The organism is Comamonas granuli NBRC 101663, from assembly GCF_000739995.1.
Taxonomy (GTDB): Bacteria; Pseudomonadota; Gammaproteobacteria; order Burkholderiales; family Burkholderiaceae_C; genus Simplicispira; species Simplicispira granuli.
In genome coordinates this window covers 1-20,604 of the sequence record NZ_BBJX01000008.1, presented here as the reverse complement: position 1 = coordinate 20,604, position 20,604 = coordinate 1, and the positions used below count along the sequence as shown (strand labels likewise).

Here is a 20,604-nt window from a genome sequence, read left to right as displayed (position 1 = left end):
CATGACCGACGACCAGCTCCTGCGCTATTCCCGCCACATCCTGCTCGACGAGGTGGGCATCGAAGGCCAGGAGCGCATCCTGGCCGCGCATGCCGTGGTCATCGGCGCCGGCGGGCTGGGCTCGCCGGCGGCGCTGTTCCTGGGCTCGGCCGGCGTGGGGCGCATCACGCTGGTGGACCACGACACCGTGGACCTGACCAACCTGCAGCGCCAGATCGCCCACACCACGGCGCGCGTCGGCCAGGCCAAGGTGCTGTCCGCCGCCCAGGCGGTGCAGGCCATCAACCCCGAAGTGCAGGTGCAGGCGCTGCAGGAGCGCGTGGACGCCGCGCGCCTGGAGCAACTGGTGCAAGGCGCCACCGTGGTGCTCGACTGCAGCGACAACTACGCCACGCGCCAGGCCGTGAACGCGGCCTGCGTGCGCCAGGGCGTGCCGCTGGTGGCGGGCGCCGTGATCCGCTTTGACGCGCAGGTCACCGTCATCGACCCGCGCGAGGCCGGCAGTCCCTGCTACGCCTGCCTGTTCGACCCGCAGGCGCAGTTCGAGGAGGTGGCCTGCTCCACCATGGGCGTGTTTGCGCCCCTGGTGGGCGTGGTCGGCAGCCTGCAGGCCACCGAGGCCCTCAAGCTGATCGCGGGGGTGGGCCGCTCGCTGGCCGGGCGCTTGCTGATGCTGGACGGGCGCAGCCTGGAGTGGAGCAGCCTGCGCACCGCGCGCAACCCGGCCTGCCCGGTCTGCGGCGGCGCCCCGGCGCCTACGCCGTAGCGCTGCGGCCCAGTTTGGCCATCAGGCGCCCGTGCACCACGGGCGAGACGAACTGCGCCACGTCGCCGCCCAGCGTGGCGATCTCGCGCACCAGCGTGCTGCTGATGGACTGGTAGCGCGCATCGGGCGTGAGGAACACCGTCTCCACCTGCGGCATGAGCGCGTGGTTCATGCCCGCGAGCTGGAATTCGTAGTCGAAATCCGTGCCCGAGCGCAGGCCGCGCACCATGGCCACGGCGCCCTGCCCTGCGGCAAAGGTGGTCACCAGGCCGTCGAACGGCAGGACCTGCACCTGCGGGCAGTCGGCCAGGGCGGCGCGCGCCATGTCCATGCGCTCGTCCAGCGAGAACAGCGTCTTCTTGTGGTGCGCCATGGCCACGGCGACGATCACGCGATCGAACAGGCGCGCCGTGCGGCGCAGCAGGTCCTCATGGCCCAGGGTGATGGGGTCGAAGGTTCCGGGGTAGACGGCGAGGCGGCTCAAGGACATGGCGAGGGAGTGTGCGGCAAGTAGGGGGTCAGGCGCGATTATGCAGTGCACGCCTCCCCGCCACAATACAAGTCAAAATGGCATCCAGCGCTTATGCAGCAAGCGCCAGCAGCTATTAATTCTGGAGCACCTAGGTCTCACGCGCCAGCAGGTGGGCATGCACCATGCCCGCGCGCAGGTGGCGCAGCACGGCCAGGCCCAGCGGCGCCAGCGCCGCGTCATCCCAGGCCTGGGGGGCTTCCAGGTAGATGCGGCCCTGCGGGGCCAGGGCCTGCGCGGCCGCCTGCAGCGCGCTCTGGAACAGGGTGCTGCCGAAGGGCGGATCGATGAACACCAGGTCCAGGCTGGCGGCGGGGCATTGGCGCAGCTGGGCCAGGCCGTCGCCGCGGCGCACCTGCACGGCCTGGGCCTGCAGGCGCTGCACATGCTGCTGCAGGCGCGCGGCCAGGGCGGCGTCCTGCTCCACGAGCAGCACGCTGGCCGCGCCGCGCGAGGCCGCCTCCAGGCCCAGGGCGCCGGTGCCGGCAAAGGTGTCGAAGCAGCGCCAACCCGTGAGGTCCTGGCCCAGCCAGTTGAACAGCGTCTCGCGCACCCGGTCGGGCGTGGGACGCAGCCCGGGGAGCACGGGCACGGCCAGGCGCGTGCGCTTCCATTGCCCGCCGATGATGCGCACCTCGCCCGCGCCGCGTGCTGCGCTCGGGTTCGTGGCCGGGGCCGCCCCCGAGGCGTTGCGCGGGGACGCGGCGGCCCGCCCGGCAGGCGCCCCGGGCGCGGCGCGCAGGGCGCGCTGCACCTGGGCGGGGCTCAGGCGGCTGGTCATGGCTGCGCGCCCACCACCACGGTGAGCATGCGCGCGGGCTGGAGCTTGCGCGCCATGGCAGCGCGCACCTCGGCCACGGTGAGGGCCTCCACGCGCTGGGTCCAGCCGTCCAGGTAGTCCAGCGGCAGGCCGTAGGTGGCGATGTTCACCACATTGGCGAGCAGCTTGCGGTTGCTGTCGACGCGCAGCGCAAAGCCGCCCACGAGGTTGTCCTTGGCGGCGCGCAGTTCCTCCTCGGTGGGGCCCTCGGCAACGAAGCGCTCGAGCACCTCGCGCGCCACCTGCAGGGCCTGCGCGGCCTGGTCGGGGCGGGTCTGCAGGCCGATGGTGAAGGCCCCCGCCTGCAGCCCCGGCGCAAAGGCGCTGTACACGCTGTAGGAGAGGCCGCGCTTCTCGCGCACCTCCTCGGTCAGGCGCGAGACAAAACCGCCGCCGCCCAGGATGTGGTTGCCCACGAGCAGGGCGAAGAAGTCCGGGTCCTTGCGCGCAAAGCCCGGCTGGCCGATGAGCACATGCGCCTGCGCCGAGGCGAAGGGGATGGCGCGCTCGGCCGCGGCCTGCAGCGGCGCCACCTCGGGCACGGCGGGCAGCGCCGCGCAGGGGCTGGACGCCGGCAGGCGCGAGAGCAGCGCCGCCACCAGCAGGCGCGCCTGGGCGCGCTCGACCGCCCCGACGATGTGCACGCGCGCGCGGCAGGCGTCGAGGTAGCGCGCCTGAAAGCGCTGCAGGTCCTGCACCTGGATGCGCGCCAGCGTCTCCGGCGTCGCCTGCTGGCCGTAGGGATGGCTGCCGAACACGCCCGCGGCAAAGGCCTTGGCGGCGACCACGCCCGGGCGCGTGTCGGCCTCCTTGAGCGCCGCGCTCCAGCGCGCGCGCTCGCGCTCCCACACGGCGGGCGGGAAGGTGGGCTCGGCCATGACGCGCGCAGCCAGGTACACGGCCTGGTCCAGCAGCTTGGGCTCGGTGAGCGAGCGCAGCGAATAGCTCAGCGCGTCGCGCCCGGCGCTCACGTCGAACTGCGCGCCCAGGTCGGCCCAGGCCTCGCCCAGGCCGTTCTCGTCCAGGGCCGCAAACCCGCGCCCGGCGCGCACGCCCTTGGTGGCCATGCCGGCCACGGCCTGCGCCAGGCCCGCCTGCTCGGACGGGTCGCGGCGGCTGCCGGCGTCGAAGTCGATCTGCACGTCCACCATGGGGATGGCCGGGCTCTGCACCAGCCAGACCTGCGCCCCGCTGGGCTCCTGCCAGTGCTGTATGGGCAGCAGCGCCCACGCAGGATTTTGAACAAAAAGGGCTGCAGCGCTTACCAATAAAGCGCGAACAGCTATGTTTTTAATAGCAAGCATAAACAGGCCTCGCAAAGGGTGCCGGGCGCTCAATGGCGGTGGGGGGCCGCGCCCTGCGCGGCGGCAGGGCGCTGAGCGCCGGGGGGCAGGGGCTGGGGCAGCAGCGTGGCCACGGTGAGCTGGTCGTCGCCGAACCAGCGCTGCGCCACGGCCTGCACCTGCTGCGGCGTGACGGCGCGCAACTGCGCCAGCAGCCGCTCCTCGGCGTCCAGCGGCCAGCCCTGCACCCAGTGCTGGGCAAGCAGCATGGCCTGGCGGAACAGGGAATCGCGCTCGTACACCTTGGCGGCGATCCACTGCGTCTTGACGCGCTCGAGCTCGGCGCCGTTCACGCCCTCGCGCGCAATGCGCGCGAGCTCGGCGCGCAGGGCGTCCTCGACCTGGCGCGGCGTCTTGCCCTGGGCGGGCACCGCCGTGAGCACGAACTGCCCCGGCCCGCGGCCCATGACCGAGGCGCTGCTGTCGGCGCTGTCGGCCACGCGCTGCGGCCCCTGGGTGAGCGCGCGCTCCAGGCGCGCGCCGTCGTAGCCGCTGAGCACCGCCGAGAGCACCACCAGCGCCAGCGCGTCGCGGTCCTCGTCGCTGGCCGCGTCCACCGAGGCCAGGCGCGGCGCGCGGAAGGCCAGTGCCACATAGGCCTGCTCGGCCGGCGCCTTGACCTCGATGCGGCGCAGGCCGCGCTGCGCCGGCTCGGTGCGCGGCTTGCGCGCGGGCACGGCGCGCGCGGGAATGCCGCCGTAGTACTTCTCGGCCAGGGCGCGCACCTGCTGCACGTCCACGTCGCCTGCCACCACCACCACGGCATTGCCGGGCACGTACCACTGGCGGTGGAACTGGCGCACGTCGTCCGGCACCATGGCGTCCAGGTCGCTCATCCAGCCGACGATGGGGCGGCGGTAGGGCGAGGCGACGAAGGCGGCCGCGTTCAGTTGCTCCCACAGCAGGGCGCGCGGCTGGTCCTCGGTGCGCATGCGCCGCTCTTCCTTGACGACCTCGATCTCCTTCTTGAACTCGGCATCGGGCCACTGGTTGTTGGCGAAGCGGTCGGACTCCAGGCGCATCACGTCTTCGAGGCGGCCAGCGGGGATTTGCTGGAAGAAGCCCGTGTAGTCCTGGCTGGTGAAGGCGTTTTCCGAACCGCCCAGCGCCGCCACGCGGCGCGAGAAATCGCCCGGCGGCACGGCGGCCGTGCCCTTGAACATCATGTGCTCGAGCACATGGGCCACGCCCGAGGTGCCATCGACCTCGTCCATGGCGCCCGTGCGCACCCAGACCATGTGCACCGCCGTGGGCGCGCGCCGGTCCGGCTGCACGATGAGCTGCATGCCGTTGGAGAGCTGGAACTGCTGCGGCCCGGCAGTCGCCTGCGCGGCGCTGGAGGCCGCAGGCAGCGGGGCACGCACGGGCTGCGCGATGGCAGCCGCCGACAGGCAGGCCCACAGGGCCAGGAGGGAAGTGAGGTGTTTCATAGAATGCACAGATTCTACGAACCCGCCAATGTTCAGTTTTTTCAAGAAGAAAGTCCCTCCTGCGCCGCCGCCCGAGGCCGCGGCGCCCGCTCCAGCTCCTGCACCTGCGCCCCAGCAGGCGCCTGCCGGCCCGGAGCCCACGCCGCCTGCCGCGCCGGCCCTGCCCGCGGCTGCGCCCGCCCCGGCAGCCAGCGAACCGGCTGGCGGCGGCGGCTTGTTCGGCTGGCTGAACAAGCCGGTCACGCCACTGACCCCGCTGGCGCCCTCGCCCAGCGCCCCTGCTGAAGTGGCGCCTGCAGCCACGCCGCCAGCGCCAACAGCATCGGCATCTATTCCTGCCCCCGCTCCGGTACCGGTTCCCGCGCCGGTGCAGGCGCCCGTGCAGACGGCCACGCCTACCCCTGCGCCCGCTCCGGCGGCTGCTCCAGCCCCCGCACCGGCACCCACGCCAGCACCCGTCGCCGCGCCCGCGCGCCAGAGCTGGATGGAGCGCCTCAAAAGCGGCCTGCGCAAGACGGGCAGCAGCATTGCCACGGTCTTCACGGGCACACGCATCGACGATGCGCTGTACGAGGAGCTCGAAGACGCGCTGCTCATGGCCGACACGGGCGTCAAGGCCACGCAGTGGCTGCTCACCGACCTCAAGCGCCGCGTCAAGGAGGCCAAGGCCACCGAGCCGGCCGCCGTCAAGGCCCTGCTGGCCGATGCGCTGGCGGCCCTGCTCGCCCCGCTGGAAAAGCCCCTGGTCATCGGCGAGCACCAGCCCACCGTGATCATGGTGGCGGGCGTGAACGGCGCCGGCAAGACCACCTCCATCGGCAAGCTGACCAAGCACCTGGCCGACCATGGGCAGCAGGTGCTGCTGGCCGCGGCCGACACCTTCCGTGCCGCCGCGCGCGAGCAGCTCGGCGTCTGGGCCACGCGCAATACCGTGGAGATCGTGAGCCAGGAGGGCGGCGACCCGGCCGCCGTGAGCTTCGATGCCGTGAGCGCGGGCAAGGCGCGCGGCAAGGACGTGGTGCTGGTGGACACGGCCGGACGCCTGCCCACGCAATTGCACCTGATGGAAGAGCTGAAGAAGATCCGCCGCGTGGTCACCAAGGCCGACGCCACGGCGCCGCACGAGGTGCTGCTCGTCATCGACGGCAACACCGGCCAGAACGCCCTGGCGCAGGTACGCGCCTTCGACGATGCGCTGCAGCTCACGGGCCTGATCGTCACCAAGCTCGACGGCACGGCCAAGGGCGGCGTGCTCGCCGCCATCGCGCAGGAGCGCCCGGTGCCGGTCTACTTCATCGGCGTGGGCGAGAAGCTCGAAGACCTGGAAACCTTCAACGCACGCGAGTTCGCGCAGGCGCTGCTGGGTTGAGCGGCCCGCACCCGTGTATACACGGGATGTTTACGGAAATACGGGTTTGGCGCATGATGCGGCGCTGGCGCACCATTCGCTCCACCCGATGCTCCTCGAACTCATCCAAGGCGTGGCCCTGCTGCTCGCGCTGTGCTTTCTGCACGGCGTGAACATGCGCCTGTGGCGCGGCCACCCGCGCATGGGCCAGGTCCTTTCGGGGCTGCTGTTCGGCAGCATTTGCATCCTCGGCATGGCCAAGCCGCTGCAGCTGGCGCCCGGGGTCATCATCGATGCGCGCTCGGTGGTGCTCAGCATGGCGGCGCTGTTCGGCGGCCCCCTTCCTGCGGGCATCGCGGCCGCCATGGCGGCTGGCGCGCGCTGGTCCCTGGGCGGCGCGGGCATGGCCGTCGGCCTGCTCGTGATCCTGTGGTGCACGGCAGCCGGCCTGCTGTACCGCTATGCGCGCGGGCGCGGCAAGCTGGGCGTCGACCTGGCCACGCTGCTGGCGTTCGGCCTGCTGCTGCACCTCACGGTGCTGGGGCTGTTCCAGGGGCTGGAGCCGGCCGTGGTGCAGCACATCAACCGCGACCTGGCCCTGCCCTATCTGCTGGTGTTCGGCCCGGCCACGGCGCTGCTGGGCTGGCTGCTGCACGACGTGGAGCAGCGTTTCGCCACCGAACGCGCGCTGTCCGAGAATGCCGAGCGCCTGGCGGCCATCATGCAGTCCGTCCCGGACCTGGTGCTGCTGCTGGACGAAGATGGCCGCTACCTGGAGGTGCTGACCCCCGAGGACGCGCGCCTGGCCGCACCGGTGGCGCAGTTGCTGGGCCGCCACCTGACCGATGTGCTGCCCGCCGAGACCGCCGAGCGCATCCTGCGCCACATCCGGCGCAGCCTGCAGGGCGAGCCCGTGGATACGCTGGAATACGACATCCAGACCATGGCGGGCGTACGCCACTTCGAGGGCCGCTGCCAGCCCCTGGGCACGCCGGTGCGGGGGCGGCGCGCCGTGGTGTTCATTGCGCGCGACCGCACCGAGCGCGTGCAGGCGGAGGCGGCGCTGCGCGAGTCGGAGCTGCGCTTTCGCACCCTGCTGCGCGACATTCCCTCGGTGTCCGTCCAGGGCTACCTGGCCGATGGCACGACGGTGTACTGGAACAAAGCCTCGGAGCAGCTCTACGGCTACTCTGCCGAGGAGGCCGTGGGCCGCAGCCTGCTCGAACTCATCGTGCCGCCAGACATGCGCCCACAGGTGCAGGCGGCCATGGCGCAGATGTTCGCCACCGGCACCCCGGTGCCGGCAGAGGAACTGCGCCTCATGCGCAAGGACGGCACGACGGTGGAGGTGTATTCCAGCCACGCCCATGTGCAGACGCCCGGCAACCCGCCGGAGATGTTCTGCATCGACGTGGACATCTCCGGCCGCAAGGCCGCGGAGAAGCAGGCGCGCTACCTCGCGTTCTACGACGCGCTGACCGGCCTGCCCAACCGCCGCCTGCTGGCCGACCGCCTGCAGCAGGTGCTGGCGGGCAGCGCGCGCACGGGGCTGTGCGCGGCCGTGCTGTTCATGGACCTGGACCACTTCAAGACGCTCAACGACAGCCGCGGCCACGAGATCGGCGACCGCCTGCTCGTGGAGGTGGCCAAGCGCCTGCAGGCCTGCGTGCGCGCGCAGGACACCGTGGCGCGGCTGGGGGGCGACGAGTTCGTGGTGCTGCTGCACAACCTGAGCGCCGACAAGGTGGAAGCCGCCGCCCAGGTGCGCGCGCTGGGCGACAAGATGCTCGAGCACCTGCGCCAGCCCGTCGCACTGGAGCAGCAGGAGTACATCCTCACGGCCAGCATGGGCGCCGTGATGGCCGACGCCACGGCGGTGCCGTCGGTCGAGGACCTGCTAAAGCACGCCGACCTGGCCATGTACCGCGCCAAGGACGAGGGGCGCAACACGCTGCGCTTCTTCGACCCCGTGATGCAGGCCACCGTGAACCAGCGCGTGGCGCTGCAGGCCGATCTGCACCGGGGCCTGCGCCAGGGGGAGTTCGTGCTGTTCTTCCAGCCCCAGGTGAACGGGCAGGGCCGCATCGTCGGCGCCGAGGCGCTGCTGCGCTGGCAGCACCCGGACAAGGGCCTGGTGCCGCCGGGCGTATTCATCCCGCTGGCCGAGGAGACGGGCCAGATCCTCGCGCTCGGGCAGTGGGTGCTGCAGTCGGCGCTGCACCAGCAGGCGCTGTGGCAGAGCGACCCGCTGCTCGCCGGCGTGAGCCTCTCGGTCAACGTGAGCGCCCGCCAGTTCCGCAAGGACGACTTCGTGCCCGGGCTGCGCGAGCTGCTGCGCGCCAGCGGGGCCAACCCGGCGCGCATCACGCTGGAGCTGACCGAGAGCCTGCTGCTGCAGGACGTGGACGGCGTGATCGCCATCATGCAGGAGCTGCGCGCCCTGGGCCTGGCCCTGGCGCTGGACGACTTCGGCACCGGCTACTCCAGCCTGGGCTACCTCAAGCGCCTGCCGCTGGACCAGATCAAGATCGACCAGGGCTTTGTGCGCAATGTGATGCTCGACGCGCGGGACGCGGCGATCGCGCACAGCATCATCGGGCTGGGAGGGCTGCTGGGCCTGGAGGTGATTGCCGAAGGCGTGGAGACCGAGGCGCACCACCATTTCCTGCTCGAGCACGGCTGCCGCGACTTCCAGGGCTACCTGTTCGGCCGCCCCGAGCCGCTGGGCGATTTCGAGCGCCGCGTGCGCGCGCAATACTGAGCGGCACGCGGCGGCCTCACAAGCCGGGCTGCGCGGTCTGTGCGTGCACCCAGTCGGCATAGGCCTGGCTGGCCTGCACCGGCTGGACCAGGAGCTGCGGCAGCGCGTAGGGGTGCTCCTGCTGCAGGCAGGCCAAGAGCCGCGGCACGGCCTCGGGCGTGGTCTTGCAGACCAGGCGCCACTCGGCATCCGCATGCAGCGCGCCCTGCCAGTGGTAGTGCGAGGTGATGGGCTCGATCTGCACGCAGGCCGCCAGCCGGTGCTGCAGCAGCACCTGCGCCAGGCGCTCGGCGTCCTGCGGCGACGCGACCGTGGTGGTCACTGCGCAGACGGCCTCGGGAGCCAGGGGTACGTGGGGGTCGGAACGGGTCATGGACGGGAGTGTGCGCCCGTCTGGCCCAAAGCGCACAACCAGCCCATGGGTGGGCAGACGGAAGCTTCTGAATTGATAGCTGCTCGCGCTTGCCAGTATTGCGCTGGAAGGTCATTTTTGTCATAAAACCCCGTTCCGGAAGACCGCAGGGGAACTTGGCATTTAGCAGTCTCTCCAAGAGAGTGCTAACATGAAGTCTCCCAAGGAGAGGACAAGCCCCATGACCCTTCCCACCGCAACCGCGACGACCGCCCTGGCCCCGGCCAACCCCTGGGCGCTGGTGCCTTCGCTGGGCAACCTGGACGCCTACATCTCTGCGGTCAACCGCCTGCCCCTGCTCACCGCCGAGGAGGAGCAGCAGGCCGCGCGCGCCCTGCGCGAGCGCAATGACCTGGAGGCCGCAGGGCGCCTGGTCATGTCGCACCTGCGCCTGGTGGTGTCCATCTCGCGCCAGTACCTGGGCTACGGCCTGCCGCATGGCGACCTGATCCAGGAGGGCAACGTGGGCCTGATGAAGGCCGTCAAGCGCTTCGACCCCGATCAGGGCGTGCGCCTGGTGAGCTACGCCATGCACTGGATCAAGGCGGAGATCCACGAATACATCCTGAAGAACTGGCGCATGGTCAAGGTGGCCACCACCAAGGCGCAGCGCAAGCTGTTCTTCAACCTGCGCTCCATGAAACAGGGCCTCAAGGCCGACGCCGCAGCGCTGGACACGCACCGCAGCACCCTGACCGACCACGAGATCGACCAGGTGGCCGCGCAGCTCAACGTCAAGCGCGAGGACGTGCTGGAGATGGAGACGCGCATGGCCGGCGGCGACGTGCTGCTGGACCCCGCGCCCGCCGAGGACGGCGAGCAGGCCTTTGGCCCCATCGCCTACCTGTCGGATGCCGCGCACGAGCCCACGGCCATGATCGAGTCGCGCCAGCGCGACGTGCTGGCGACCGACGGCATTGCCACGGCCCTGGCCAGCCTGGACGAGCGCAGCCGCCGCATCGTCGAGGAGCGCTGGCTCAAGGTGAACGACGACGGCTCGGGCGGCATGACACTGCACCAGCTGGCGGCGGAGTACGGCGTGAGCGCCGAGCGCATCCGCCAGATCGAGGTGGCCGCGATGAAGAAGATGAAGAAGGCGCTCGCCGAGTTCGCCTGAGGCCGTGCCGGGCCCGCGTGCCCGGCCGCACATGCAGAAAGGGCTGCCTGGCGCAGCCCTTTTTTGCGGGCGCCTGTGCCGCGCGGGGCACAGGCCGGGAGCCCTCAGCCGGCTTCCTGCAGCAGCGCCTTCACGTCGTGCGCCATGGCATCGACGCCGCTGCCGTAGCGGTAGTACACACGCAGGCGGCCCTGCGTGTCGTAGATGTAGCTGCCCGCCGAGTGGTCCATGGTGTAGCTCGTGGGCGTCTTGCCCTCGACCTTCTTGTAGAAGATCTTGAAGTCCTTGGCCACGGCGGCGGTCTGCTCGGCCGAACCGTGCAGGGCGAGGAAGCTCGGGTCGAAGTTGGCCATATAGGCCTTGAGCATCTCGGGCGTGTCGCGCTCGGGGTCCACGGTCACGAAGATGGATTGCAGGCGCTCGCCGTCCGCGCCCAGCATGCGCTTGACCTCGGCGACCTCCTGCATGGAGGTGGGGCAGACGTCCGGGCACTGGGTGTAGCCGAAGAACACCACCACCACCTTGCCCTTGAAGTCCTTGATGCTGCGCGGCTGGCCGTACTGGTCGGCCAGGGGGGTGAAGTCGCGCGCATAGTCCACCTGCGAGATGTCCACGCCGCGGAACTCCGGCTGGCTCTTGGAACATGCAGCAAAAAGCACGGAAACGCTTGCCAATACAGCGCAAGCAGCTATCGTTTTAACAGTATTCTGGAATCGCATCGGGCTCACAGGACGTAGTGGTCCACCAGCAGCGCGGCAAACAGCAGGCTCAGGTAGACGATGGAGAAACGGAAGGTGCGGCGCGCCAGCGCGTCGGAGTAAGCGCGCCACAGGGCATAGCCGTAGGCGCAAAAGCCCGCCCCCAGCAGCACCGCGGCAACCAGGTAGATCCACGAGCTCATGCCGTAGACGAACGGCATCAGGCCTGCGGCGAACAGGATCAGCGTGTAGAGCAGCACCTGCAGCCGCGTATAGGCATTGCCGTGCGTGACGGGCAGCATGGGCAGGCCGGACTTGCGGTACTCCTCCACGCGGTACAGCGCCAGCGCCCAGAAGTGCGGCGGCGTCCAGAGGAAGATGATGAGGAACAGGATCAGCGCCTCGGGGCCCACGTCGCCCGTCATCGCCGCCCAGCCCAGCACCGGCGGCATGGCGCCCGAGGCGCCGCCGATCACGATGTTCTGCGGCGTGTTCGGCTTGAGCAGCAGGGTGTAGACCACGGCGTAGCCCACGAAGGTGGCAAAGGTCAGCCACATGGTGAGCGCATTCGTGCCCTCGTACAGCACGATGGAGCCCGCCACGCACAGCACGGCGGAGAAGGCCAGGGCCTGCACGTCGCTGAGCTCGCCCTTGGCCGTGGGGCGCCAGGCGGTGCGCTTCATCTTCGCGTCGATGGTCTTCTCGACCAGACAGTTGAACGCCGCGGCCGCAGCCGCCACCAGCCAGATGCCCAGGCTGGCGACCAGCATGCGCCAGAGCTGCTCCACGGTGGGCAGGCCCGGCACGGCCAGCACCATGCCGATGAGTGCGCAGAACACGATGAGTTGGACCACGCGCGGCTTGGTCAGCGCGTAGTACTGCGCCAGGCGCGGGGGCAGGGAGATCGAGGTGGTGTTCATGCCTTGGCCTTTGCTGCGGTCAGTGCGGCGCCGGCGCTGCGCGCGGCCTGGTGCACGGCGGCGGTGCGGCTGCCCGCCAGCGCCCAGGTGAGCACGACCACCATGGCGGCCGCCCCGCCCGTGTGCAGCACGGCGGCAGCCAGCGGCCAGTCGAGCACCACATTGCTCAAGCCGGTGAGCAGTTGCAGCAGCGCCAGCCCCAGCAGCCAGCGGCCCTGCGCCGCCACGGGCGGGGCGCTCCCGCCCGGCAGGCGGTGCGCGGCCTGCCGCAGGCGCCAACCCAGCAGCAGCAGCGCCGCCAGCACCAGGTAGGCGAACAGGCGGTGCACATAGTGGATGGCGGTGAGCGCTGCAAAGCCGATGTGGCTGCCGTCCTTGAGCACGCCCAGCGGGCGCCAGAGCTGGAAGCCCTGGGCAAAATCCATGACTGGCCACCAGCTGCCATTGCAGTCCGGGAAGGTGGTGCAGGCCAGCACGGCGTAGTTGGTGCTCACCCAGCCGCCCAGCGCCACCTGCACGGATACCAGCACCAGCGCCAGCAGCACGCCCCAGCGCAAGGCTCCGGGCAAGGCCACGGCGGGCCGGCCCAGGGCGGTCTGCGCCTGCCGCACCGCCTGCACGCACAGCAGGGCCAGCAGCACCAGCCCGCCGATCAGGTGCAGCGTGACGATGGCCGGGAAGAGCTTCATGGTCACCGTCCAGGCGCCAAAGGCGCCCTGCAGGCACACCCAGGCCAGCGTGGCCCCGGCCCACCAGGGGCTCAGCGGCGCCGCCGCGCCCCCGGGGGCACGCTGCCACAGCCGCCTTTGCCGCCACACGCCCACGGTGATGGCGATGATGAGCACGCCCACGCTGCTGGCGAGGTAGCGGTGGATCATCTCCACCCAGGCCTTGCCGTGCGTGACCGGCCCCGTGGGCATGGCCTGCTGCGCGGCCTGGATGTCGGCGCGCGCACCGATGGGGCTGGCGCTGCCATAGCAGCCGGGCCAGTCGGGGCAGCCCAGGCCGGAGTCGGTCAGGCGCGTGAAGGCACCGAACATCACCAGGTCGAAGGTCAGGAACAGGGTCAGCACCATGAGCGCCTGCAGGCGCCGTCCCTGCCCCGCCCCGCGGCTGCGCCAGGTGACCCAGGCCAGCGGCCCCAAGGCAATGGCTGCGCCCAGCAGCATGAGCTCAAGCACCGGGGCAAAGTCGTACAGGGTCTGGGCGTCGTTCATGGGCGGTCTGGCTCCTTGCGTCCCGCCTGGTCCCAGGAGGCGGATGCGCGCAGTAGGCGCTCGAGGTCGCGCCGCGCCTTGGCGGCGCCCGCAGCGTCAAGCAATGCAGGAAAACGCATCATCCAGTTCCCCTTCGGATCCACCAGGTAGAGGTGTTCGTTCAATGCCTGGCCCGGCGCCGGCTCCAGCCAACGCGCGAGCGCCTGGGCGTCCACGCGCAGCACTGTCGCCTGTCCGAGTGCGCCTGCCAGCGCGCTCGGCACGGGGGCCGCGTCCGTGATCAGCCAGACCCAGTCCAGGCGATCCTTGTCGCGCCCCAGGCTCTCGCGCATCTGGCGCTGCAAATACAGGTGATTCTCGCAGACCGCGTCGCAGGCGCCGGAGCCCACGCTCACCAGCAGCCACTGGCCACGCAGCGCGTCCAGGGGTTCGCGGCGGCCGTCCAGGGCGATCGCCGCCAGGTCGGCAGGCAGGGCACGCTGCGGTTCGATCAGCGTGCCGAAGTTGCGCCGCCCCTCCGGGCGCACGACGTAGTAGGTGAAGTAGGAGGCCGCCACGGGCGCGAGAAAACCCAGGAACAGCAGCAGCAGCGTCCAGCGCGCGCGGCGCCGCGCGCGCGGCGCCACGGGCGGGCGGGCGCCGCTGGCGTCAGCGGGCGTTGCCGGGCCAGGGGCGAATGCGTCGGACGACTTGGAACCAGACATAGAGCAAAGCAATCAGGCCGCTGAGTGCGAACCATTGGAAGGCGTAGCCGTGGTGCTTTTCCACCCCGGCCGTGAAGGCAGGCCACTGGCGCTGCAGGCCATCGCCCGGACCCTCGGTCTGCAGCACAGTCCAAGGCGCGAGGGCCAGGCCGGTCTCGGCGGCGTAAGCGGTCAGGTCCAGATTTTGCCGGATGCGCGAAGACCCTGGCCCGGGTGCGGGGCCGCCCAGGTCCAGCAGACGGGCCGGCGCCGGTGCCAGGCGCCCGGACAGCTCCACCACGCCAGCGGGCGTATCCACCGGCGCGAGCTGCGTGCGGTCCTGCACCTGGCGTGCCAGCCAGCCGCGCTGCACCAGCAGCGTCAGCGGCAGGCCCTCGAGCTGCAGCGGCGTGAGCACGAAAAAGCCCGGACGCCCTTGCATCTGGCGGTTGTCCAGGTACACGGTGTGTTGTGCCAGCCAGCGCCCGCGCAGAAGCACACGCCGGTGCAGCAGGGGCCCGGTCTGCGCCGCCCCGGCCTGCACGGCGGCGGCGAGCGCGGCGGCCGTCAGCGGCGGCAGGGCGCCCTGGGCCTGCACCGCATCCTCCAGGGCCTGCTTCTGCGCGGCGCGCTGCATCTGCCAGCGCCCGAGCAGCGCGGTCGCCGCGACCGCCAGCACGGCGGCCAGCGTCACCGTCCAGAATCGCGCGTGCGCGCTGCGTGCCGACACGGGATAATGCCCTTCATGAAAACGGTCATTGTGCTCGTCTTCCTGGCCATTGTGGCCAGCCTGGGTTCGGCTCTGTTCTTCATGCTGCGCGGCGATAGCCGCCAGCCTGGACAGGGGCAGCGCATGGCCCGCGCCCTGGCTTGGCGCATCGGGCTGTCGGTGGCACTGTTCCTGTGCCTGCTGCTGGCCTGGAAACTGGGCTACATCCAGCCCACGGGCCTGCCCACGGGCCCGTGAGCCCCTCGATCACATCCAGTAGACGAGCAGGTACAGGCCAAGCCAGACCACGTCCACGAAGTGCCAGTACCAGGCGGCGCCCTCGAAGCCGAAATGCCGCTCGGCGCTGAAATGCCCGCTGTGCAGGCGCAGGGTGATGAACAGCAGCATCAGCATGCCCAGGAACACGTGGAAGCCGTGGAAGCCCGTGAGCATGAAGAAGGTGGAGCCGAACACGCCGGAGCTGAGCTTGAGGTTCAGGTCGGTGTAGAGGTGGTAGTACTCGTAACCCTGCACGCACAGGAAGACGAAACCCAGCAGCACCGTGACCCACATGAAGCCAATGGTCTTGGCTCGCTGGCCGGCGCGCAGCGCATGGTGGGCGATGGTCAGCGTCACGCCCGAGGTCAGCAGCAGCGCCGTGTTGATGGTGGGCAGCCAGAACGGCCCGACGGTGCGGAAAGGCTCGACCGTGCCCGCAGGCGACGCCGTGGCACCTGCCATCACGCTGGGCCACACGGCCTTGAAGCCGGGCCACAGCAGGCTGTTGTCGAGGCTGCCGAGCTGGGGCACGGAGTGCGCGCGCGCCCACCACAGCGCCGTGAAGAAGGCGCCGAAGAACATCACCTCCGAGAAGATGAACCAGCTCATGCCCCAGCGGTAGGACAGGTCGATCTTGCGGCCGTAGAGCCCGCCTTCGCTCTCGCGCGCGGCCTCGCGGAACCAGCGGAACAGCACCGCCAGCCACCACAGCAGGCCGAAGGCGAAGGAATAGGCCCCCCAGCCCGCGCCATTGATCCACTGGCTGGCGCCGAGGATGACGAAGAACAGCCCCGCAGCCGCCATCACCGGGTGGCTCGATTGCGCGGGAACGTAGTAGTAAGGCGTCGCGCCGTGGGTCGTTGCACTCATGTCAGCTCCTGTTTCTGGTGTTTGTTCTATGCCTTCAGACGGCCCATTGCACGACCGCCATCAGCAGGCCCACGAATACGAAGATGGCCACCAGCCCCACGGCAATGACGTGCAGGGGGTGCACCTGCTGCAGGTCCTGGCGGTACTCGCTGCCCTTGCGCAGCCCGATCAGCGACCAGGCGACGGCGCGGATGCTGCGCAGCAGCGACATGCGGCCTGCCTCGGGCAGTTGGGTCGTGGTGGTGGTGGGGTGGGTCATGTTCCGGTCTCCTGCGCCGCAGCGGCCGCTACGGGAGCGGCCGGCGTTTTGCCGCCCACCTCGAAGAAGGTGTAGGACAGCGTGATGGTGGTGACGTCCCGGGAGATGCGCGGATCGACCACGAAAACCACGGGCCACTCCTTCTTCTCACCGGGCTCCAGCGTGTACTGGTTGAAGCAAAAGCACTCGATCTTGTTGAAATGCGCCGCCGCCTGCCGCGGTGCATAGCTCGGTATGGCCTGGGCCGACATGCGCCGGTCCTGCACGTTCTCGAATTCGTACATCACGGTGGCAAGCTCGCCCGGGTGCACCTGCAGCGAACGCTGCGCGGGCCGGAACTTCCAGGGGCCGCGCGCGTTGGCGTCGAATTCGACGGTGATGGTGCGGCTCTGGTCCACCTGCGTGTTGCGCGGCAGCGCCGCCGCGGGGCCGGCCACGCCATTGCCTGGCACCTGGCGCTCGGACAGCGCCAGGATGTTGATGCCCGTGGCCTCGCAGATGCGCTGGTAGATGGGCACCAGCACATAACCGAAGGCGAACATGCCGACCGCAATCACGGCCAGCTTGCCCAGCATCCTGGCGTTGGCGCTCTGGCGTGCCATGGCTCAGGAGTGCAGCCAGGCCATCTTGGCCATGAAGCCGATGAAGAACGCGGCCACCACGGACGCCAGCACCAGGGCCGTGCGCAGGTTGGCCTTGCGCTGCGCGGGAGTGGTCATGGCGCGGGCTCCTTTCATCCGATGATGCGCGTGGCCGTGGCGTCGAGCTTGGGCGGGGTCTCGAAGGTGTGCAGGGGTGCGGGCGAGGGCACCTCCCACTCCAGGCCTTCCGCACCTTCCCAGGGCTTTTGCGGTGCTTTTTCACCCTGCTTGCGCATGCAGGGCAGCACCACCGCGAGGAAGAAGTACACCTGCGCCAGACCGAAGCCGAAGGCACCGATGGACGCCACCGCGTTGAAATCGGCGAACTGCATGGGGTAGTCCGCATAGCGGCGCGGCATGCCCGCCAGGCCCAGGAAGTGCATGGGGAAGAAGGTGATGTTGAAGAACACCATGGACGCCCAGAAGTGGATGCGGCCGCGGGTTTCGTTGTACATCACACCCGACCACTTGGGCAGCCAGTAGTAGACGCCGGCAAACAGGGCAAACAGCGAACCGGCCACGAGCACGTAGTGGAAGTGCGCCACGACGTAGTAGGTGTCCTGCAACTGGATGTCGATGGGGGCGACGGCGACGATCAGGCCCGTGAAACCGCCGATGGCGAACACGAAGATGAAGCCGACGGCAAACAGCATGGGCGTCTCGAAGGTCATGGAGCCGCGCCACATGGTGGCCACCCAGTTGAAAATCTTCACGCCCGTGGGCACGGAGATCAGCATGGTGGCGTACATGAAGAACAGTTGCCCCGTCACCGGCATGCCCGTGGTGAACATGTGGTGCGCCCAGACGATGAACGACAGGATGGCGATGGACGAGGTGGCGTACACCATGGAGGCGTAGCCAAAGAGCTTCTTGCGCGCGAAGGCCGGGACGATCTGGCTGATGATGCCGAAGGCCGGCAGGATCATGATGTAGACCTCGGGGTGGCCGAAGAACCAGAAGATGTGCTGGTACATCACCGGGTCGCCGCCGCCCGCCGGGTTGAAGAAGCTGGTGCCGAAATGGCGGTCGGTCAGCGTCATGGTGATGGCCCCGGCCAGCACGGGCATCACGGCGATCAGCAGGTAGGCCGTGATCAGCCAGGTCCAGCAGAACAGCGGCATCTTCATGAGCGTCATGCCCGGGGCGCGCATGTTCAGAATGGTCACGATGATGTTGATCGAGCCCATGATGGACGAGGCACCCAGGATGTGCATGGCAAAGATGGCCGCGTCCATCGAGGGACCCATCTGCAGCGTCAGCGGGGCGTACAGCGTCCAGCCGGCGGCCGGCGCGCCGCCGGGCATGAAGAACGAACCGACCAGCAGCGTGGCGGCCGGAATCATCAGCCAGAAGCTGAAGTTGTTCATGCGCGCAAAGGCCATGTCGGATGCGCCGATCTGCAGCGGGATCATCCAGTTCGCAAAGCCCACGAAGGCCGGCATGATGGCGCCGAACACCATGATGAGGCCATGCATGGTGGTGAGCTGGTTGAACATCTCCGGGTTGAGCAGCTGCAACCCGGGCTGGAACAGCTCGGCGCGGATCAGCAGGGCCAGCACGCCGCCCACCATCAGCATGGCGAACGAGAACAGCATGTACAGCGTGCCGATGTCCTTGTGGTTGGTGGCGTAGACCCAGCGGCGCCAACCGGTGGGCCCATGGTGGCCGTGCGCATCGTGGGCGTGATGGGCGGCGTGTGCGGGATGGTCGATGACTGCGCTCATGGTGTGGATTCCTCAGGGCGTTCGGGCGCGGCTCACTTGCCGCGCTGGGCCACGATTTCAGAAGGCTGCACGATTTGCCCGGTCTTGTTCGACCAGGCGTTCTTGGTGTAGCTGATCACAGCCGCGAGGTCGGTATCGCCCAGCTGCTTCCAGGACGGCATGGCACCATTGGCCGCACCCTGGAGCACCACCTGGATCTGCTTGGCATGGTCGGCGTCCTGCACGATGGCCGAGCCATCGAGCGGCTTGATCGGCCCGGCACCCTTGCCGTTCGCCTGGTGGCAGGCGGCGCAGTTGGCGGCATAGACCTTCTCGCCGCGCTGCACCAGGGCCGCGAGTTCCCAGACCTTGGCCGGGTCGTCGCGCAGGGCGGCGGCCTTCTTCGTTTCGGCCTGCACCCACTCGGTGTAGTCGCTGGCCGACAGCACCTTCACATGGATGGGCATGTAGGCGTGCTCCTTGCCGCACAGCTCGGCGCACTGGCCATAGTAGTCACCCACCTTCTCGGCGCGGAACCAGGTGTCGCGCACAAAGCCCGGGATGGCGTCCTGCTTGATGCCGAAGGCCGGCACCATGAAGGAGTGGATCACGTCGTTGGCGGTGGTGATGATGCGGATCTTCTGGCCCACGGGCACGACCAGCGGGTTGTCCACCTTGAACAGGTAGTCCACAGGCGCATCGCTCACATTGCCGCTGTTGGACATGGCGCGGTGGCTGCTGTCGAGCGTGGAGAGGAAGGAGATGCCCTCGCCCTCGCCCTTGAGGTAGTCGTAGCCCCACTTCCACTGGTAACCCGTGGTCTTGATGGTGATGTCGGCGTTCGTCGTGTCCTTCTGCGCCACCAGTACCTTGGTGGCGGGCAGGGCCATCAGGATGATGATGATGAAGGGAACCACCGTCCAGGCGATTTCCACCGCCACCGACTCGTGGAAATGCGCCGCCTGCGCGCCCTGCGACTTGCGGTGCTTCCAGATGGAATAGAACATCACCGAGAAGACGGCGACGAAAATGACCGTGCACAGGATGAGCATCATCCAGTGCAGCCAGTGCTGCTCCTCGGCGATGCGCGTGACCGGGGGATGCAAATTGAGCTGCATGACCGCCGGGCCGCCAGGCAGGTCCTGCACGGCCTGGGCCGCCGTGGCCATCCATGCTCCTGCCCAGCCCAGTGCGCCGGCCAGCTTGCGGGGAATACTCATCATGGTTCTCACTTTATTGCGCCTCATGGATCGAAACGTCTCCCTCACCCGTACGCCCAGACCCATGGCGGGGGCTGGCACACGCGCTGCGGCGGCACAGACCCGGGCCGCGCCGCGCGTCGGAAAATCCATTGTAGCGTTATTGAGATAGATCAGACGTTCACGTAATTACTCACGTTTGGCGGCATGTCTTTGCGCTGCGTCATACCCCTACAAACGGAATTTGTGGAATACACGCTCTCTGAGCGCCATCCCGGGGCCGCCCGCAAACGCATGAAAAAGGGCCCTGAAGGGCCCCATGCGGTGTTGGCGGCCCTTGCCGCGCACAACATGCGTCAAAAGCTCTCCCACTCCCCTTCCGATGCCGTCGCCTGAGGCGCTGCTGCTATGCGCTGGGCGGGCGCGGGCGCAGGCTTGCGTGCCTGCGGCGGCGGCGCCAGGGGCGCCTTGGCCTTGGCGGCACCTGCCGCCACCCGTGCCGGGGCGCGCGGGGGCGCGGGCGGCGCAGGTCGGTGCACGCGCGCCGCTGCAGGCGCCGGCGCCGGCGCATTGGCCCCGGCCCCGACCTGGAAGACGGCCACCACGGCATTGAGGCGCTGCGACTGGTCGTTCAGCGCGCTGGCCGCGGCCGTGGACTCCTCCACCAGCGCCGCGTTCTGCTGGGTCATCTGGTCCAGTTGGGTCACGGCCTGGTTGACCTGCGCGATGCCGTCGCGTTGCTCGGTGGCCGAGGCCGTGATCTCGCCGATCAGGTCGCTCACGCGCTGCACGCTGGCCACGATGTCGTTCATGGCCTGGCCCGCCTCGGCCACCTGCTGCGAGCCGGTCTCGACGTTCTCGACCGAGGCGCCGATGAGCTGCTTGATCTCCTTGGCCGCC

The 20,604-nt window shown here is 69.5% G+C and carries 22 protein-coding genes; 5 read left to right on the top strand and 17 right to left on the bottom strand.

Annotated elements, in window-relative coordinates; translation table 11 throughout:
• Nucleotide 1: 1 nt before the first annotated feature.
• Nucleotides 2-766: a HesA/MoeB/ThiF family protein gene (locus tag CGR01S_RS09700; RefSeq protein ID WP_042425927.1), complete on the top strand. Its 765-nt coding sequence runs from the start codon at nt 2-4 to the stop codon at nt 764-766.
• Here CGR01S_RS09700 and coaD read toward each other — a convergent pair.
• The 4 genes from coaD to CGR01S_RS09680 all read right to left on the bottom strand — a co-directional run bounded on the left by coaD (nt 756) and on the right by CGR01S_RS09680 (nt 4,888).
• On the bottom strand, nt 756-1,256 hold the full coding sequence (gene coaD, locus CGR01S_RS09695) for a pantetheine-phosphate adenylyltransferase (protein WP_042425924.1): 501 nt from the start codon (nt 1,254-1,256) through the stop codon (nt 756-758). The two genes, CGR01S_RS09700 and coaD, sit on opposite strands and share 11 nt — an antisense overlap.
• A gap of 130 nt (nt 1,257-1,386) precedes the next feature.
• Complete coding sequence (gene rsmD, locus CGR01S_RS09690) at nt 1,387-2,076, bottom strand: 16S rRNA (guanine(966)-N(2))-methyltransferase RsmD (protein WP_084690627.1); 690 nt, start codon at nt 2,074-2,076, stop codon at nt 1,387-1,389.
• Nucleotides 2,073-3,419 (bottom strand): M16 family metallopeptidase, encoded by a 1,347-nt coding sequence (locus CGR01S_RS09685; RefSeq protein ID WP_042425921.1) that lies wholly within the window; start codon nt 3,417-3,419, stop codon nt 2,073-2,075. The genes rsmD and CGR01S_RS09685 overlap by 4 nt, the downstream gene beginning before the upstream one ends.
• A gap of 29 nt (nt 3,420-3,448) precedes the next feature.
• Nucleotides 3,449-4,888, bottom strand: coding sequence for a M16 family metallopeptidase (locus CGR01S_RS09680; protein WP_042425918.1), 1,440 nt, complete (start codon nt 4,886-4,888; stop codon nt 3,449-3,451).
• 28 nt (nt 4,889-4,916) lie between these two features.
• Here CGR01S_RS09680 and ftsY point away from each other — a divergent pair, with 28 nt between their 5' ends.
• Nucleotides 4,917-6,257: a signal recognition particle-docking protein FtsY gene (gene ftsY, locus CGR01S_RS09675; RefSeq protein ID WP_084690626.1), complete on the top strand. Its 1,341-nt coding sequence runs from the start codon at nt 4,917-4,919 to the stop codon at nt 6,255-6,257.
• Between the two features lie 88 nt (nt 6,258-6,345).
• Nucleotides 6,346-8,997 (top strand): EAL domain-containing protein, encoded by a 2,652-nt coding sequence (locus tag CGR01S_RS09670; RefSeq protein WP_042426296.1) that lies wholly within the window; start codon nt 6,346-6,348, stop codon nt 8,995-8,997.
• A 16-nt stretch (nt 8,998-9,013) separates the two neighbouring features.
• Here CGR01S_RS09670 and cutA read toward each other — a convergent pair whose 3' ends face one another.
• Nucleotides 9,014-9,370, bottom strand: a complete 357-nt coding sequence (cutA, locus tag CGR01S_RS09665) for a divalent-cation tolerance protein CutA (protein WP_042425915.1) — start codon at nt 9,368-9,370, stop codon at nt 9,014-9,016.
• Between the two features lie 220 nt (nt 9,371-9,590).
• Here cutA and rpoH point away from each other — a divergent pair, with 220 nt between their 5' ends.
• Nucleotides 9,591-10,526: an RNA polymerase sigma factor RpoH gene (rpoH, locus tag CGR01S_RS09660; RefSeq protein WP_042425912.1), complete on the top strand. Its 936-nt coding sequence runs from the start codon at nt 9,591-9,593 to the stop codon at nt 10,524-10,526.
• Nucleotides 10,527-10,630: 104 nt separating this feature from the next.
• Here the strand turns inward: rpoH and CGR01S_RS09655 are convergent, their stop codons facing one another.
• The 5 genes from CGR01S_RS09655 to CGR01S_RS09635 are packed head-to-tail and all read right to left on the bottom strand — an operon-like array spanning nt 10,631 to nt 14,774.
• Nucleotides 10,631-11,245, bottom strand: coding sequence for an SCO family protein (locus CGR01S_RS09655; RefSeq protein WP_042425909.1), 615 nt, complete (start codon nt 11,243-11,245; stop codon nt 10,631-10,633).
• A 5-nt stretch (nt 11,246-11,250) separates the two neighbouring features.
• The gene (gene cyoE / locus CGR01S_RS09650; RefSeq protein WP_042425906.1) at nt 11,251-12,144 is read right to left on the bottom strand and encodes a heme o synthase; all 894 of its coding nucleotides are present in this window, start codon (nt 12,142-12,144) and stop codon (nt 11,251-11,253) included.
• Nucleotides 12,141-13,361, bottom strand: a complete 1,221-nt coding sequence (locus CGR01S_RS09645) for a COX15/CtaA family protein (RefSeq protein WP_042425903.1) — start codon at nt 13,359-13,361, stop codon at nt 12,141-12,143. The genes cyoE and CGR01S_RS09645 overlap by 4 nt, the downstream gene beginning before the upstream one ends.
• The gene (locus CGR01S_RS09640; RefSeq protein WP_084690625.1) at nt 13,358-14,065 is read right to left on the bottom strand and encodes an SCO family protein; all 708 of its coding nucleotides are present in this window, start codon (nt 14,063-14,065) and stop codon (nt 13,358-13,360) included. The genes CGR01S_RS09645 and CGR01S_RS09640 overlap by 4 nt, the downstream gene beginning before the upstream one ends.
• Nucleotides 14,010-14,774, bottom strand: coding sequence for an SURF1 family protein (locus CGR01S_RS09635; protein ID WP_042425898.1), 765 nt, complete (start codon nt 14,772-14,774; stop codon nt 14,010-14,012). The genes CGR01S_RS09640 and CGR01S_RS09635 overlap by 56 nt, the downstream gene beginning before the upstream one ends.
• Nucleotides 14,775-14,789: 15 nt before the next feature.
• Here CGR01S_RS09635 and CGR01S_RS09630 point away from each other — a divergent pair, with 15 nt between their 5' ends.
• Nucleotides 14,790-15,011 (top strand): twin transmembrane helix small protein, encoded by a 222-nt coding sequence (locus CGR01S_RS09630; RefSeq protein ID WP_174435697.1) that lies wholly within the window; start codon nt 14,790-14,792, stop codon nt 15,009-15,011.
• Between the two features lie 9 nt (nt 15,012-15,020).
• On the opposite strand, the gene CGR01S_RS09625 is transcribed toward CGR01S_RS09630, so the two are convergent.
• The 7 genes from CGR01S_RS09625 to CGR01S_RS09600 form a co-directional block, all read right to left on the bottom strand.
• Complete coding sequence (locus CGR01S_RS09625) at nt 15,021-15,902, bottom strand: cytochrome c oxidase subunit 3 (RefSeq protein ID WP_042425890.1); 882 nt, start codon at nt 15,900-15,902, stop codon at nt 15,021-15,023.
• A 34-nt stretch (nt 15,903-15,936) separates the two neighbouring features.
• Nucleotides 15,937-16,161 carry a DUF2970 domain-containing protein gene (locus CGR01S_RS09620; RefSeq protein WP_042425887.1) on the bottom strand — a complete coding sequence of 75 codons (225 nt, stop codon included), beginning with the start codon at nt 16,159-16,161 and terminating at the stop codon, nt 15,937-15,939.
• Nucleotides 16,158-16,763, bottom strand: coding sequence for a cytochrome c oxidase assembly protein (locus tag CGR01S_RS09615; protein WP_042425884.1), 606 nt, complete (start codon nt 16,761-16,763; stop codon nt 16,158-16,160). Before CGR01S_RS09615 ends, CGR01S_RS09620 begins: the two co-directional genes overlap by 4 nt.
• A gap of 3 nt (nt 16,764-16,766) precedes the next feature.
• Nucleotides 16,767-16,880: a cytochrome oxidase small assembly protein gene (locus tag CGR01S_RS16955; protein WP_217997533.1), complete on the bottom strand. Its 114-nt coding sequence runs from the start codon at nt 16,878-16,880 to the stop codon at nt 16,767-16,769.
• A 14-nt stretch (nt 16,881-16,894) separates the two neighbouring features.
• Complete coding sequence (gene ctaD / locus CGR01S_RS09610) at nt 16,895-18,526, bottom strand: cytochrome c oxidase subunit I (RefSeq protein WP_042425881.1); 1,632 nt, start codon at nt 18,524-18,526, stop codon at nt 16,895-16,897.
• 32 nt (nt 18,527-18,558) lie between these two features.
• On the bottom strand, nt 18,559-19,728 hold the full coding sequence (gene coxB / locus CGR01S_RS09605; protein ID WP_042425877.1) for a cytochrome c oxidase subunit II: 1,170 nt from the start codon (nt 19,726-19,728) through the stop codon (nt 18,559-18,561).
• A gap of 332 nt (nt 19,729-20,060) precedes the next feature.
• On the bottom strand, nt 20,061-20,604 hold a 544-nt coding region (locus CGR01S_RS09600), incomplete at its 5' end, for a methyl-accepting chemotaxis protein (protein ID WP_042425874.1).